General features: G+C 67.2%; 13 protein-coding genes. 9 read left to right on the forward strand and 4 right to left on the reverse strand.

Annotated elements, in window-relative coordinates; translation table 11 throughout:
* The first annotated feature begins 34 nt into the window (after positions 1-34).
* The 9 genes from HV681_RS09920 to HV681_RS09960 all read left to right on the forward strand — a co-directional run bounded on the left by HV681_RS09920 (position 35) and on the right by HV681_RS09960 (position 8,917).
* Complete coding sequence (locus tag HV681_RS09920) at positions 35-1,543, forward strand: leucyl aminopeptidase (RefSeq protein ID WP_175122936.1); 1,509 nt, start codon at positions 35-37, stop codon at positions 1,541-1,543.
* 22 nt (positions 1,544-1,565) lie between these two features.
* Positions 1,566-2,027, forward strand: coding sequence for a DNA polymerase III subunit chi (locus tag HV681_RS09925; protein ID WP_175122937.1), 462 nt, complete (start codon positions 1,566-1,568; stop codon positions 2,025-2,027).
* 52 nt (positions 2,028-2,079) lie between these two features.
* Positions 2,080-2,547, forward strand: a complete 468-nt coding sequence (locus HV681_RS09930; protein ID WP_175122938.1) for a hypothetical protein — start codon at positions 2,080-2,082, stop codon at positions 2,545-2,547.
* 145 nt (positions 2,548-2,692) lie between these two features.
* Positions 2,693-3,403 (forward strand): Bax inhibitor-1/YccA family protein, encoded by a 711-nt coding sequence (locus HV681_RS09935; protein WP_175122939.1) that lies wholly within the window; start codon positions 2,693-2,695, stop codon positions 3,401-3,403.
* A 130-nt stretch (positions 3,404-3,533) separates the two neighbouring features.
* Entirely contained in the window at positions 3,534-4,451 is a 918-nt protein-coding gene (locus tag HV681_RS09940; RefSeq protein WP_175122940.1) for an aldo/keto reductase, read from the forward strand.
* 4 nt (positions 4,452-4,455) lie between these two features.
* Entirely contained in the window at positions 4,456-5,745 is a 1,290-nt protein-coding gene (locus HV681_RS09945) for an NTP/NDP exchange transporter (protein WP_175122941.1), read from the forward strand.
* Positions 5,746-5,835: 90 nt separating this feature from the next.
* The gene (locus HV681_RS09950) at positions 5,836-6,792 is read left to right on the forward strand and encodes a Bug family tripartite tricarboxylate transporter substrate binding protein (protein ID WP_175122942.1); all 957 of its coding nucleotides are present in this window, start codon (positions 5,836-5,838) and stop codon (positions 6,790-6,792) included.
* A 31-nt stretch (positions 6,793-6,823) separates the two neighbouring features.
* Positions 6,824-7,813: a M14 family metallopeptidase gene (locus tag HV681_RS09955; protein ID WP_175122943.1), complete on the forward strand. Its 990-nt coding sequence runs from the start codon at positions 6,824-6,826 to the stop codon at positions 7,811-7,813.
* 3 nt (positions 7,814-7,816) lie between these two features.
* Complete coding sequence (locus HV681_RS09960; RefSeq protein ID WP_175122944.1) at positions 7,817-8,917, forward strand: pyridoxal-phosphate dependent enzyme; 1,101 nt, start codon at positions 7,817-7,819, stop codon at positions 8,915-8,917.
* A gap of 8 nt (positions 8,918-8,925) precedes the next feature.
* Here the strand turns inward: HV681_RS09960 and HV681_RS09965 are convergent, their stop codons facing one another.
* Genes HV681_RS09965 through rnc form a run of 4 tightly spaced genes read right to left on the reverse strand, consistent with a single transcriptional unit; the run spans position 8,926 to position 12,079 of the window.
* Positions 8,926-9,834, reverse strand: a complete 909-nt coding sequence (locus HV681_RS09965) for a LysR family transcriptional regulator (protein WP_175122945.1) — start codon at positions 9,832-9,834, stop codon at positions 8,926-8,928.
* A 16-nt stretch (positions 9,835-9,850) separates the two neighbouring features.
* Positions 9,851-10,438, reverse strand: a complete 588-nt coding sequence (gene recO / locus HV681_RS09970; protein WP_175122946.1) for a DNA repair protein RecO — start codon at positions 10,436-10,438, stop codon at positions 9,851-9,853.
* On the reverse strand, positions 10,431-11,321 hold the full coding sequence (gene era / locus HV681_RS09975) for a GTPase Era (RefSeq protein WP_056321933.1): 891 nt from the start codon (positions 11,319-11,321) through the stop codon (positions 10,431-10,433). The genes recO and era overlap by 8 nt, the downstream gene beginning before the upstream one ends.
* Complete coding sequence (gene rnc / locus HV681_RS09980) at positions 11,318-12,079, reverse strand: ribonuclease III (RefSeq protein WP_175122947.1); 762 nt, start codon at positions 12,077-12,079, stop codon at positions 11,318-11,320. Before rnc ends, era begins: the two co-directional genes overlap by 4 nt.
* Positions 12,080-12,081 lie beyond the last annotated feature (2 nt).

Genomic DNA, 12,081 nt, shown 5'->3' on the forward strand with positions numbered 1-12,081 from the left:
CCGCATCATACACAGACGCACACGGGAAACCCTCATGGAATTTAGCACACAGACCACTGCTTCCCTGCACCAGGTCAAAACCGCGGCCCTCGCCGTCGGCGTGTTCGCGGACGGCGTGTTGAGCCCCGCCGCCGACATCATCGACCGCGCTTCCAACGGCGCCGTGCGTGCGGTGGTCAAAAGCGAATTCCGCGGCCGCGCCGGCGCGACGCTGACCCTGCGTACGCTGCCGGGTGTCGCCGCGCAGCGTGTGGTCCTGGTCGGTCTGGGCAAGCAGGAAGAATACTCGGCCCGCACCCACGCTTCGGCCGAGCAGGCATTCGCCGCTTCCTGCGTCGCCGCCCAGCTTGCCGAAGGCGTGTCCACGCTGCTCGCCAATCCCATCGCCGACACCGACCTCATTGCGCGCGCCCGCAGCGCCGCGATCGCGGCCGGCAGCGCGGTCTACCACTACGACGCCAGCTTCGGCAAACCCGACCGCGACGCGCGCCCCAAGCTCAAGAAGATCGTGCAGGTCGTCGAGCGCGCCGACGCGGCACAGGCCCAGAAGGGCCTGCGCGAAGGCAGCGCCATCGCCAACGGCATGGAGCTGACCCGCACGCTGGGTAACCTGCCGGGCAACATCTGCACGCCGACCTACCTGGGCGACACCGCCAAGCGCCTGGCGCGCGAATTCAAGTCCCTGAAAGTCGAGGTCCTGGACCGCAAGCAGGTCGCGGCGCTGGGCATGGGCTCGTTCCTGTCGGTTGCGCGCGGCTCCGAGGAGGCGCTGCGCTTCATCGTGCTGCGCCACGCCGGTGCCAAGGCTGCCAAGAAGGGCGCCAAGGCCGCGCAGGGTCCGATCGTGCTGGTCGGCAAGGGCATCACGTTCGACGCGGGCGGCATCTCGCTCAAGCCCGCGGCCACCATGGACGAAATGAAGTACGACATGTGCGGCGCCGCCAGCGTGCTCGGCTCGTTCCGCGCCCTGGCCGAACTTGAATTGCCGCTGGATGTCGTCGGCCTCATTCCCGCGTGCGAGAACCTGCCCAGCGGCAAGGCCAACAAGCCGGGCGACGTGGTCACCAGCATGGCTGGCCTGACCATCGAAATCCTGAACACCGACGCCGAAGGCCGACTGGTCCTGTGCGACGCCCTCACCTACGCCGAACGCTTCAAGCCGTCGGCCGTGATCGACATCGCCACGCTGACCGGCGCCTGCGTCGTCGCGCTGGGCAACGTCAACACCGGCCTGTTCTCCAAGGACGACGCGCTGGCGGACGCTCTGGCCTCGGCCGGCCGCCGTTCGCTCGACACCGCATGGCGCATGCCCATGGACGACGCCTACCAGGAACAGCTCAAGTCCAACTTCGCTGACCTCGCCAACATCGGCGGTCCTCCGGCCGGCGCCGTCACGGCGGCTTGCTTCCTGTCCCGCTTCGCCAAGGCATACCCTTGGGCGCACCTGGACATCGCCGGCACCGCCTGGCGCGGCGGCAAGGACAAGGGCGCAACGGGCCGTCCGGTGCCGCTCCTGATGCAATACCTGCTGGACCAGGCTTGAAGCGCTGGACGCCGACAGCTCCATGACGCGCATCGACTTCGCCTTCGGCGCGCCGGACCGCCTGCGCATGGCCTGCCAGGTCGTGCGCAAGCGCGTCCTGGCCGGGCAGCGGCTGGTGGTGTACTGTAAAGACGGTTCGCGCCTGTCCGCGTTCGACCGGATGCTGTGGGCGTTCGACGACACGGCCTTCGTGCCGCACGTGCTGGCAAATGATTCGCTGGCCGCTGAAACTCCGGTGGTGCTCACCGCCGGGGATCCGCTGCAGGCCCTGCAGTCGGCGGGGCAGCCCGACCAGCCCCAGCCCTGGCTGCTGAACCTCGACGACGATTGTCCGCCCGGGTTCGATGCTTTCGAACGCCTTCTGGAAATCGTCTCGGACGACCCCGACGACAAGCAGGCGGCCCGGCAGCGCTGGCGAACCTACCTGACGGCCGGTCATACGCCGCAAAGCCACGACCTGAGCCGCAAGGCCCAAAGCGGCTGAACCGTCCCACGCGCGCCCGCGCGCCGCGCTCCACCAGACTACGGGAGTTTCCATGCCCGCTCGCCCATCCGACCCCGGCATCCCCACCCTGACCCATCGGGCCGAACCCTCGTTCCACGACCCGGCCGACGACGACGCCGATGCGCCGCTCTTGACCGAACTGGCCGACGAGGCGGGTCCGGTGTACGAAAACGACCCCTATGAACATGACCCGTTTCCCGTCCTGACGGACGTGGCCGGCGACGACCAGCCGCCGGTGTTGCCGGTCTCGCGGACGTCCGAGCCGGCGGCCCCGCTTGCAGCGCCAACGACCACCCCGGCGGCGCCTGCGCCAGCGGCCGCCCCCGCGCGCCCCGCCCCGCTGCCCGACGCCACCGTGCTCGCCGCGCGCCTGCAGGCCGAGGTCGAACAGCTCATGCAGCAGGCGCTTGCCGATGCGGTCAAGCAGCTTCAGGCGCGCATGGATGCGGAATTGCCTGCTATTGTTTCCCGCGTGCTCAATGAGGTTCGGCGAGGGTGATCCTACGCCATGCGCAGGATCAATTTGCCCTGCAACGGGCAGTCCTACTTCTTTCTCAAACTGGATTCTTCAGGGAACTGTAAGGTATCCTTCGCATCTAAGCCTTCTAGGCAATCACCATATTTGCCGCATACAGGAGTTCTCCATGAACGAATATCGTCCGTCCCCTTTTAACCGTTCCGGCTCTGTCGCCGGCGCGCCGGGCGAGGTCGCTCGCAACCAGGTCCTGCGCAACACGTACTGGCTTCTGGCCCTGTCGCTGATCCCGACAGTGCTGGGCGCGGCGGTCGGCCTCTACACCGGCATCAACCGCGTCATGGGCGCCAGCCCCGGCCTGTCGGCCATCGTCTTCCTGGTCGGCGCCTTCGGCCTGATGTTCGCCATTGAAAAGAACAAGAACAGCTCGCTGGGCGTCGTCCTGCTGCTGGCCTTCACGTTCTTCATGGGCGTCATGCTGTCGCGCCTGCTTGGCTTCGTGATGGGCATGAGCAACGGCTCGCAGCTCGTCATGACGGCGTTCGGCGGCACCGCAATCGTGTTTGGCACCATGGCCACGCTGGCCACGACCATCAAGCGCGATCTGTCGGGCTTGCAGAAATTCCTGTTCATCGGCGCCGTCGTGATCCTGGTTGCCGCGCTGGCCAACATCTTCCTGCAACTGCCGGCCCTGATGCTGACCATCTCGGTGCTCGCCATCGTGATCTTCTCGGCATTCATGCTGGTTGACCTGCAGCGCGTGGTCAACGGCGGCGAGACCAACTACGTCTCCGCCACCCTGGCCATCTACCTGGACGTCTACAACGTCTTCTCGAACCTGCTGATGCTGCTGGGCATCTTCGGCGGCAACCGCGAGTAACGCGCCGTCGCCAGACCAGCACCGAAAGGGCCTGCATGCACAACATGTAGGCCCTTTTTCTTTGGCCTGCTTTGTTTGGCCCTCTTCCTTTGGCCCGCCTGTTCACCTTTTTCCTGCCCGGAGCTACGCCATGCCCGATCGCCGCCGCTTCCTCCAGACCACCGCCAGCGCCGCCCTCCTCGGAACCGTGTGGCCGGCATGGGCGGCTGAGCCGGCGCAAGCCATGCTCAAACGCCCGATCCCGTCGACGGGCGAAATGCTGCCCGTCGTGGGACTGGGCACCGCGGACACCTTCAACGTATCGCCGAGCGACGCGTCGGCCATGGCGCCGCTGGCCCAAGTGCTTGAAACGATGCTGAAGGCGGGCGGCACGCTGATCGACACGGCGCCCAGCTACGGCGAGGCCGAGGCCGTCACAGGCGCGTTGCTGGCGCGCGATGGCGGCCTGCGCAAGCGCGTGTTCCTGGCCACCAAGATCAGCACGCGCGGCCACGAATCCGCGATGCGCCAGGTGCGGCAGTCGCAAGAGGCGCTGCGCAGCGACAAGCTGGACCTGATCCAGGTGCACAACCTGATCGACACGCGCAACCAGCTCGCGCTGCTGCGCGACCTGAAACAGCAGGGCGTGACGCGCTACATCGGCATCACGCATTACACGGACCATGCCCACGACGATCTGACCGAGCTGGTTGAAAAGGAAAAGCCCGATTTCCTGCAGGTGAACCTGTCGATCGCCTCGCGCAGCGCTGAAAAGCGGCTGCTGCCCGCGTGCCAGGCCAATGGCGTCGCCGTGCTGATCAACCGGCCGTTCGAGGACGGCGCGCTGTTCCGCCAGGTCAAGGGGGTGGCGCTGCCCAAGCTGGCCGCCGAGATCGACTGCACTTCCTGGGCGCAGATCTTCCTGAAGTTCATCATCGGCCACCCCGCCGTCACTGCCGTCATCCCCGCCACGTCCAAGCCCGCCAACATGGCGGACAACGCGCGCGCCGGCTTTGGCCGACAGCCCGATGCCGCGCTGCGCGACCGCATCGCCGCGCTGCTCGCCTGACGACATGGCGCCCGCCCCCCTGTCCTGGCGCGCCCGCATGTCGCGGGCGCTGGGCATCCAGGAGGACGAACTCGCTCCCGCCGCCTGCGGCTTCGCGTTTTTCTTCTTCCTCTTTTGCGGCTATTTCATGCTGCGCCCGATCCGCGAGACGATGGGGATCCAGGCGGGCGTAAACCAGTTGCAATGGCTGTTCACCGCCACGTTTCTTGCCACCCTGGCCGTCGTGCCCCTGTTTGGCTGGATCTCCACCCGCGTGCCGCGCGCGACGCTGGTGACCTGGGTCTATGCCATCTTCGCGCTGACCATGGTGGGCTTTGCCGCCCTACTCCACCAGCAGCCCGCTAGCGTCTGGGCGGCGCGCGCGTTCTATGTCTGGCTGTCGGTGTTCAACCTGTTCGTCGTGTCCATCGCCTGGAGCCTGATGGCCGATGTGTTTCGTATGGAATCGGCCAAGCGGCTCTTCGCGCTGATCGCGGCGGGCGCCAGCGCGGGCGGCCTGTGCGGCCCCCTGCTCGGCGCGCTGCTCGCTGGCGTGTTGGGTCCGGCTGGCCTGCTGGTGTTATCGGCCCTGCTGCTGACCGCCACGCTGCCGCTCAAGCAATGGCTGCTGGCGTGGCGCGCCGCCTCCCGGCCGGAAGTGGGCCTGCAGGACATGCAGCGTCCCATCGAAGGCGGCATCCTCGCCGGGCTGGCGCGCATCTTCCAGTCCCGCTACCTGTTGGGCATTTCGCTGCTGGTCGTGCTGCTCGCCACGCTGAACACGTTTCTGTACATGGAACAGGCGCGGCTGGTCGCCGATGCGTTCCCCGACACCGCCCAGCGCATCCGGGTTTTCAGCGCCCTGGATTTCACCGTGCAGACGCTGGCATTGCTGTCGCAGATCTTCATCACCGGGCGCGTGGCCGCACGCCTGGGTTTGCAGTTCCTGCTGACCGCGGTGCCGCTTGCGGTGGCGCTGGCGTTCCTGGCGCTGGCCGCGTTCCCCGTGTTCGCCGTGCTGGCGGCCGCCATGATCCTGCGCCGCGCCGGCGAGTACGCGCTGATCCGTCCAGGGCGCGAAATGCTGTTCACGGCCGTCACGCCGGAAGACAAGTACAAGACGAAGAACGTCATCGACACCGTGGTCTATCGCGGCGGCGATGCCGCCAGCGGTTGGGTGAAGGCGGGCATCGACATGCTGGGCTACGGCGCGGCGTTGATCGCGCTGCTGGGCGCCGTGGTGGCGTTGGGTGCGGCCGCCGTCGGCTATGGATTGGGCAAGCAGGCTGATCGGCGCAACGGCGACTTGCCTTAACTTTTTCTGAATAACCATCTTATTCATCCAAACGGAAACGCCGATTCCCGGACGCACAATGGCGCAGCCCTCAACGCCTCGGGAATCGTCATGAAACGCTCTGCCTGCCTTGCCGCCCTGTTGCTTTGCCTTGCCGCGCCGCACGCGCAAGCCGATTACCCCGAACGCGCCATCACGCTGATCGTGCCGGCCGCCGCGGGCGGCAATGCCGACATCACCGCCCGCCTGATCGGTCAGGAGATGAGCCGGCTGCTCGGCCAGCCAGTCGTCGTCGAAAACCGCGTGGGCGCCGGCGGCCGCATCGGCACGCAGGCCGTGGTCCGGGCCCCCGCGGACGGCTACACCATCGGTTATGCCCACGTCGGCACGCTGGTGCTGCACCGGTACCTGTTCAAGCAGCAGCTGTACGACCTGGACCGTGACCTCAAGCCCATCGGCCTCGTTGCCGAGACCCCGAATGTGATCGTCGTGAATGCCGCGTCGCCGTACCGCGATCTGAAAGGCTTCATCGAAGCCAGCCGGGCGCAGCCGGACCGCCTGACCATGACCTCGGCCGATCCGGGCACGACCAGCGAAGTTGGCGTCAAGCTGTTCATCGCCCAGACCGGCGCCGCGGTTCGGCAGATCCCCTACAAGGCCACGGCCGCGCAGCTCTCGGACCTGCTGGGCGGCCATGTGGATTCCATGATGGAAAACCTGCCGCCCTTGATCGGCAACCTGAAGGACGGCCGCCTGCGCGCGCTCGCTGTCACCACCCGCAAGCGCGCCGCGTCCAACCCGGACGTGCCGACGGTGGCCGAACAAGGCTATCCGGAGTACGAGCAGTCCGCGTGGAGCGCCCTGGTTGCACCGGCAGGCACGCCCGTCGCCGCGATCTCGCGGTTGAACGCCGCGATGAATCAGGCGTTGCGCTCGGACGCGGTGAGCCGCGAGTTGCGCAGCCGCTCGCAGGAACCCCTGGGTGGCACGCCGCAGGATGTCCAGGCCCAGATCAAAAAGGAGCTGCCCAAGTGGGAAAGCATCATCAAGGCCGCCACGCTGGATTGAACCGCGCCCGAACACCCAACGGAGCCTGCGCATGGCCAACGTAACCCGCGAGGATTTCTCCGTGGCCGCCGCTACCAATGCGTCGGCTTACCGGCGCGTCACGATCCCGGTGTTGCGGATCGAGGCGGGCCCGGGGCCTGCCGTCGCGCTCATCGCAGGCGTGCACGGCGACGAATGGGAAGGCCAGGCCGCGATTCTGGATCTGTGGCAGCAGTTGCCGGAGATTCTGCAACGCGGCACGGTCTATCTGCTTCCCGCCGTCAATGCGGAAGCGTCGCTGGCCGGCACGCGGCTGTCGCCATCTGATGGCGGCAACCTGAACCGCGCTTTCCTGGGCGAACCGGCGCGCGGCTACACCGAAAGCATCGCGGCGGCCTTGGAGGCTCGGCTGCTTCCCCGGGTGCAGGCCATGGTGGACGTGCACAGCGGCGGCGCGTCGCTGCGCTACCTGCCGTCATCGGTCATCACCCGCTACGGCAACGATGCGTATGACGAGCGTCTGCCGGCGCTCGCGCGGGCATTCGGACTGCCCGACTGCGTGTTCTTTCGCGGCGGCGAGGCCGGGTCCATGCCGGCGGCGGCCAGCCGTCACGGCGTGCTGCGGCTTTCGGCCGAGATCGGCGGCGGCCGGGAAACCAGCCAATCGCTGGCGGACAGCTGCCGCGACGGGCTGCTGGGCTGCCTGGCAGAGTTGGGGTTGCTGTCCCGTCCCGAGTCTGCACACCCCGCCCAGGACGCGCAGGTCCGCCTCTACGACCTGGACACCCCCGCCGCGACGCTGCGTGCCCGCGAGTCCGGCGTGTTCGTTCCCGCCGTGGAGCTGGGACAATCCGTGGCCGCGCAGCAGCCCATCGGCCGCCTGATCGAACCGGCACGGCCCAACGTCCCTCCGCGCCCATTGCTCAGCCCACAGGCGGGCACCGTGGTCTGCCTGCGTCCCATCGCGCGCAGTGACGACGGCGATTGCCTGCTGCAGGTCGCGCCCGCTCTTCCCTTGGACTCCCTTGCTTCAAGATACTGACCCATGCAGATGAACCCCAGATTGACCGGCCTGCGCTGCATCCGCTGCGCAACCCTCTGGCCCGCGGGCGACTATCCCGAAGGCTGCCCTTCGTGCCTGGCGGCTGGACACCCCGCCACCCTGGAGTGCCAATACGACGCGCCGTCGCAGGACGGCGGCATACCCCTGCCGGTGCTGTCGGCCGTGACGTTGGGCGAAGGCGGCACCCCATGCCTGTCCGCGCCCGACCTGGCACACGAAGAAGGCGTGGGCGCGCTGTGGCTCAAGTGCGAAAGCGCCAATCCCACCGGCAGCCACAAGGACCGCATGTCGGCGCAACTGGTCTCGCGCGCGCGCCTGGCCGGCGCCACGCGCGTCGCGGCGGCCTCCAGCGGCAATGCGGGCGTGTCGCTGGCAGCCTACTGCGCGGCGGCCGGTTTGCAGGCCGACATCGCCATCACCCACAACTGCCCCCCGCTGCAGCGCGAAGCCATGGAGCGCTTCGGCGCACGGCTGCGCGCCTTCGAAGACAGTCTGGGCCGCTGGCCGTACGTGGCCGACCTGTGCCGCAACCACGGCGCGTTCGCGGGCACCAATTACCTGAATCCGCCGGTGGGCACGCATCCGTACGGCGTCGAGGGCTACAAGCCGATCGCTCAGGAAATCCTGGACGACTGCGGTCTGCCCACGGACATCGTCGTCCCGACCGCGCGCGGCGACCTGCTGTGGGGCATCTTCCTGGGCTGGCAGCACCTGCTTCAGACCGGACGCATCGCCCGACTGCCCCGGCTGCACGCCGTGGAACCCTACGCCCGCCTGTCGCGCGCGCTGGAAACCGGCGATGCCCGTGGCCAATGGGAAAGCGCGACGCAGCAGTATTCCATTGCGGGCGGCACGTGCACGCTGCAAGCATTGGAAGCCCTGTCGCGGTCGGAAGGCATGCCGGTGGAGACCTCCGACGCGCAAGCCGGGCAGGCTCGGCAACGCCTGGAGCGCATGGGACTGGGCGCGGAACTGTCGTCGGCCGCCGCGCTGGCGGCCGTCGCGCGGCTCAGGCGGGCCGGCAAGCTCGATGCGGAATCTAACGTGGTGCTGATGCTGACGTCCGACGGCCGCCGGGGCTGATTCCCGGGCTACACACCAAACCGATCGACCAGCGGCGCCAGTGCGCCGCGCAGGCACGTCGCCCAGAACTTACCGGCTTCGGACAACGGGCGGCTGCCGTGCACGATCATGTGGCATTCGAAATGCACGGGCGCCTCGAGCGGCCGGTAGGTGAGGCCCACGGCCTCCATCCCCAGCGCCGTGGCCGGGTTGGCGATACCCACCCCGTGCCCGGCCAGGGCAAGCTGGCATACGGTGCTGGAATACGGCGTCTCGATCCCCACGCGCAAACTTTGACCGGCCTGACGCAAGAGCGCGTCCAGCCGCTTGCGCGAACCGTCTTCGGCATTCAGCGCAATCACGTCGACCTCGGCCAGATGGGAGAAATTCACCGATTCCAGGCGCGCCAGCGCATGGCTGGCGGGGAACACTGCAACCGCGCGCAAGCTGGCCAGACGATGCCCGCGCAGCCCTTCGAGTTCGGATTCATCGGCCACCGCCGCCAGATCCAATTCCCCGGACACCACCATATCGCGCAGGGTGTTGGAATCGCGGATCTGCAGGTAGAGCGGCGTATCCGGATAGCGCACGCGAAAACGCGATATCGCATCGCTGACGATTGCGCCGCTGTAGGCGTGGATGCAGCCGATGCGCAGCCGCGGCTGCGCCGCCCCGCGGATCGCCCGGATCTTGCGTCCCAGGCTTTCCAGGCCCACATTCAAGCGGCGGATCTCTTCATACAGCAGCGTGGCCTCGGGCGTGCGCTGCATGCGCTGGCGCACGCGCTCGAACAGGCGCAGCTCGATGCTGGCTTCCAGCGCGGCCAGCGTTGCGCTGACGGTTGCAGGCGACACGTCCAGGCGCCGTGCGGCGGCGGTGACGCTTTCCGTCTCGTAGACGGTGCGGAAGGTTTCGACCTGTTTGAGCGTGAACGTCATGAGGCCGGCGGGGGGATCAGATGCGTTGCAGGTCCAGCAGCACGCGCCGCGTGGACAGCGGACGGCCCGCCAGAATCTCGGCCAGTCGCGCGCGCAAGTCGGTGCGCAAGGCGGGCTCGATGGCAGGATCGTCGAAATCGGGCGGCGCCTCGTCGACGCCGTAACCCGTTTCGCGCAGCAAGGTCCATTCGAAGCGGCGCAGCGCCCCGGCCGCGCGGGTGCCGGCAGACAGTTGCTGCAAGGCCATGTCGTATGCGTCGAACAACAGCGGATGCGCGTCCTCGCGCGGCAGCAGGCGCAGCAGCAGTTCGTTCATGTACCAGGCGGACATAAGCGCGGCCCCGGCCAGCGGCCGGATGCCGGCGATCTCGGCGCGCGTCAGCGTCTTGACCTCGCCATTGCCCGTCCAGGACAGCAGCAGCGGCTGGAAAGCCGACAACACGGGCCGCAAAACGGAATAAGGGCGCTTGGCGCCCTTGGCGACCATGGCCACGCAGCCATGATCGCGAGAAAAAGTCTGGACAATCAGGGAGGTTTCACGCCACGCGGTGGCGTGAAGCATGAACCCCGGTCGATCCTGGACGCGTGGCGCCCGTCTACTCATAACCCAAGTCGCGCAGCGCACCCTCGCGGTCGGACCAGCCCTTGCGCACCTTGATGTAGACCTCCAGATGCACGGGTTTGTCCAGCAGCTTGGCAATGTCCTGCCGCGCCTCGGTGGCGATCCGCTTCATGTGCATGCCGCCCGTGCCCAGCAGGATGGGCTTGTGGCTGTCGCGCTCGACGACGACACAGGCGTTGATGGTGGCGCCCTTGGCGGTCTCTTCCCATTGCTCGATGACGACCGTGCAGCCGTACGGCAGCTCGTCGCCCACCAGGCGGAAGATCTTCTCGCGCACCAGTTCGGCCGCGATGAAGCGCATGGGACGGTCGGTCAGCGTGTCTTCCTCGAACATCGGCTCGCCTTCCGGCAGGCGCGATGCGATTTCGTCAAGCAGTTGGTCCAGTTGCTGATTCTTGGTGGCGCTGACCGGCACCACGGCGCCGAACGGATGCTGCGCCATGATCTTGGACACGAACGCGAACAGATCATCGCGGTTCTTCAGCGCATCGATCTTGGAGACGACCAGGATCGTGCGTTCGGGGTTGGGCAACAGCGGCAGCAACTTGGCGTCGCCTTCGGACCACTTGCCGGCTTCAACCACATGCACCACCACGTCCACGTCGGCCAGGGCCTGCGTGACGACGCGGTTCATCATGCGGTTCATCGCTCCACCGTGGCGCGTCTGGAAACCGGGGGTATCGACGAACACGAACTGCTCGTGCTCGCGCGTCAGCACACCGTGGATGCGGTGGCGCGTGGTCTGCGCCTTGCGCGACACGATGGAAATCTTGGAACCGATCAGGGCGTTCGTCAGCGTGGACTTGCCCACGTTGGGGCGGCCGACGATGGCAACGAAGCCGGTACGAAAAGGGGTATCGCTCATTTAGTCTCTTGAGCCACTGCCACGGGCAGCGACAATTGCGCGGTTTTGCGCGCCTTGCCCGACTTGCGGGCAGCCTTGGTGGCCGGGCTGACGGCCAGCGCGGCCTCGAGCGCCAGCTTGGCGGCCGACTGCTCAGCGGCGCGGCGGCTGGCGCCGGGCGCCATTACCTTGATATCGAGCGCCGGAATGGCGCACTCGACTTCGAACTGCTGGCTGTGGGCCGCGCCGTGCGTGGCCACCACCGTATACAGCGGCAGGGCCAGCTTGCGGCCCTGCAAAAATTCCTGCAGCAAGGTCTTGGCGTCCTTGCCGAGTGTTTTGGGATCCACCGATGCCAGCACCGGCTGGTACTGGCGCACGATCACGCGGCGCGCTGCCTCGAAACCCGCATCCAGGAAGACAGCGCCGAAGATCGCTTCGACCGTGTCGGCCAGAATGGACGGGCGGCGGAATCCGCCGCTCTTGAGTTCGCCTTCGCCCAGTCGCAGGTACTGGGACAGTTCCAGCCGCTGGGCGATATCTGCCAGCGACGCCTGCTTGACCAGGTTGGCCCGCAAACGCGACAGATCGCCTTCGTCGATTTTTGAATAGCGTTCGAACAGCATCGCCGCCACGACGAAGTTCAGCACGGAATCCCCAAGGAATTCCAACCGCTCGTTATGGCGCGCGCCGTGGCTACGGTGCGTCAACGCCTGTTCAAGCAAGGCCGCATCACCGAAGTGGTAATCCAGGCGGTTTTCTAGCGTGGCTAGCGACATAA

It is taken from the genome of Achromobacter animicus (assembly GCF_902859585.1).
Taxonomy (GTDB): Bacteria; Pseudomonadota; Gammaproteobacteria; order Burkholderiales; family Burkholderiaceae_B; genus Achromobacter; species Achromobacter animicus.

What these genes read in the sequence shown, in the direction of transcription:
- HV681_RS09920 (WP_175122936.1), top strand. Translation starts at nt 35, where the DNA reads ATGGAATTTAGCACACAGACCACTGCTTCCCTGCACCAGGTCAAAACC.
- HV681_RS09925 (WP_175122937.1), top strand. Translation starts at nt 1,566, where the DNA reads ATGACGCGCATCGACTTCGCCTTCGGCGCGCCGGACCGCCTGCGCATG.
- HV681_RS09930 (WP_175122938.1), top strand. Translation starts at nt 2,080, where the DNA reads ATGCCCGCTCGCCCATCCGACCCCGGCATCCCCACCCTGACCCATCGG.
- HV681_RS09935 (WP_175122939.1), top strand. Translation starts at nt 2,693, where the DNA reads ATGAACGAATATCGTCCGTCCCCTTTTAACCGTTCCGGCTCTGTCGCC.
- HV681_RS09940 (WP_175122940.1), top strand. Translation starts at nt 3,534, where the DNA reads ATGCCCGATCGCCGCCGCTTCCTCCAGACCACCGCCAGCGCCGCCCTC.
- HV681_RS09945 (WP_175122941.1), top strand. Translation starts at nt 4,456, where the DNA reads ATGGCGCCCGCCCCCCTGTCCTGGCGCGCCCGCATGTCGCGGGCGCTG.
- HV681_RS09950 (WP_175122942.1), top strand. Translation starts at nt 5,836, where the DNA reads ATGAAACGCTCTGCCTGCCTTGCCGCCCTGTTGCTTTGCCTTGCCGCG.
- HV681_RS09955 (WP_175122943.1), top strand. Translation starts at nt 6,824, where the DNA reads ATGGCCAACGTAACCCGCGAGGATTTCTCCGTGGCCGCCGCTACCAAT.
- HV681_RS09960 (WP_175122944.1), top strand. Translation starts at nt 7,817, where the DNA reads ATGCAGATGAACCCCAGATTGACCGGCCTGCGCTGCATCCGCTGCGCA.
- HV681_RS09965 (WP_175122945.1), bottom strand. Translation starts at nt 9,834, where the DNA reads ATGACGTTCACGCTCAAACAGGTCGAAACCTTCCGCACCGTCTACGAG.
- recO (WP_175122946.1), bottom strand. Translation starts at nt 10,438, where the DNA reads ATGAGTAGACGGGCGCCACGCGTCCAGGATCGACCGGGGTTCATGCTT.
- era (WP_056321933.1), bottom strand. Translation starts at nt 11,321, where the DNA reads ATGAGCGATACCCCTTTTCGTACCGGCTTCGTTGCCATCGTCGGCCGC.
- rnc (WP_175122947.1), bottom strand. Translation starts at nt 12,079, where the DNA reads ATGTCGCTAGCCACGCTAGAAAACCGCCTGGATTACCACTTCGGTGAT.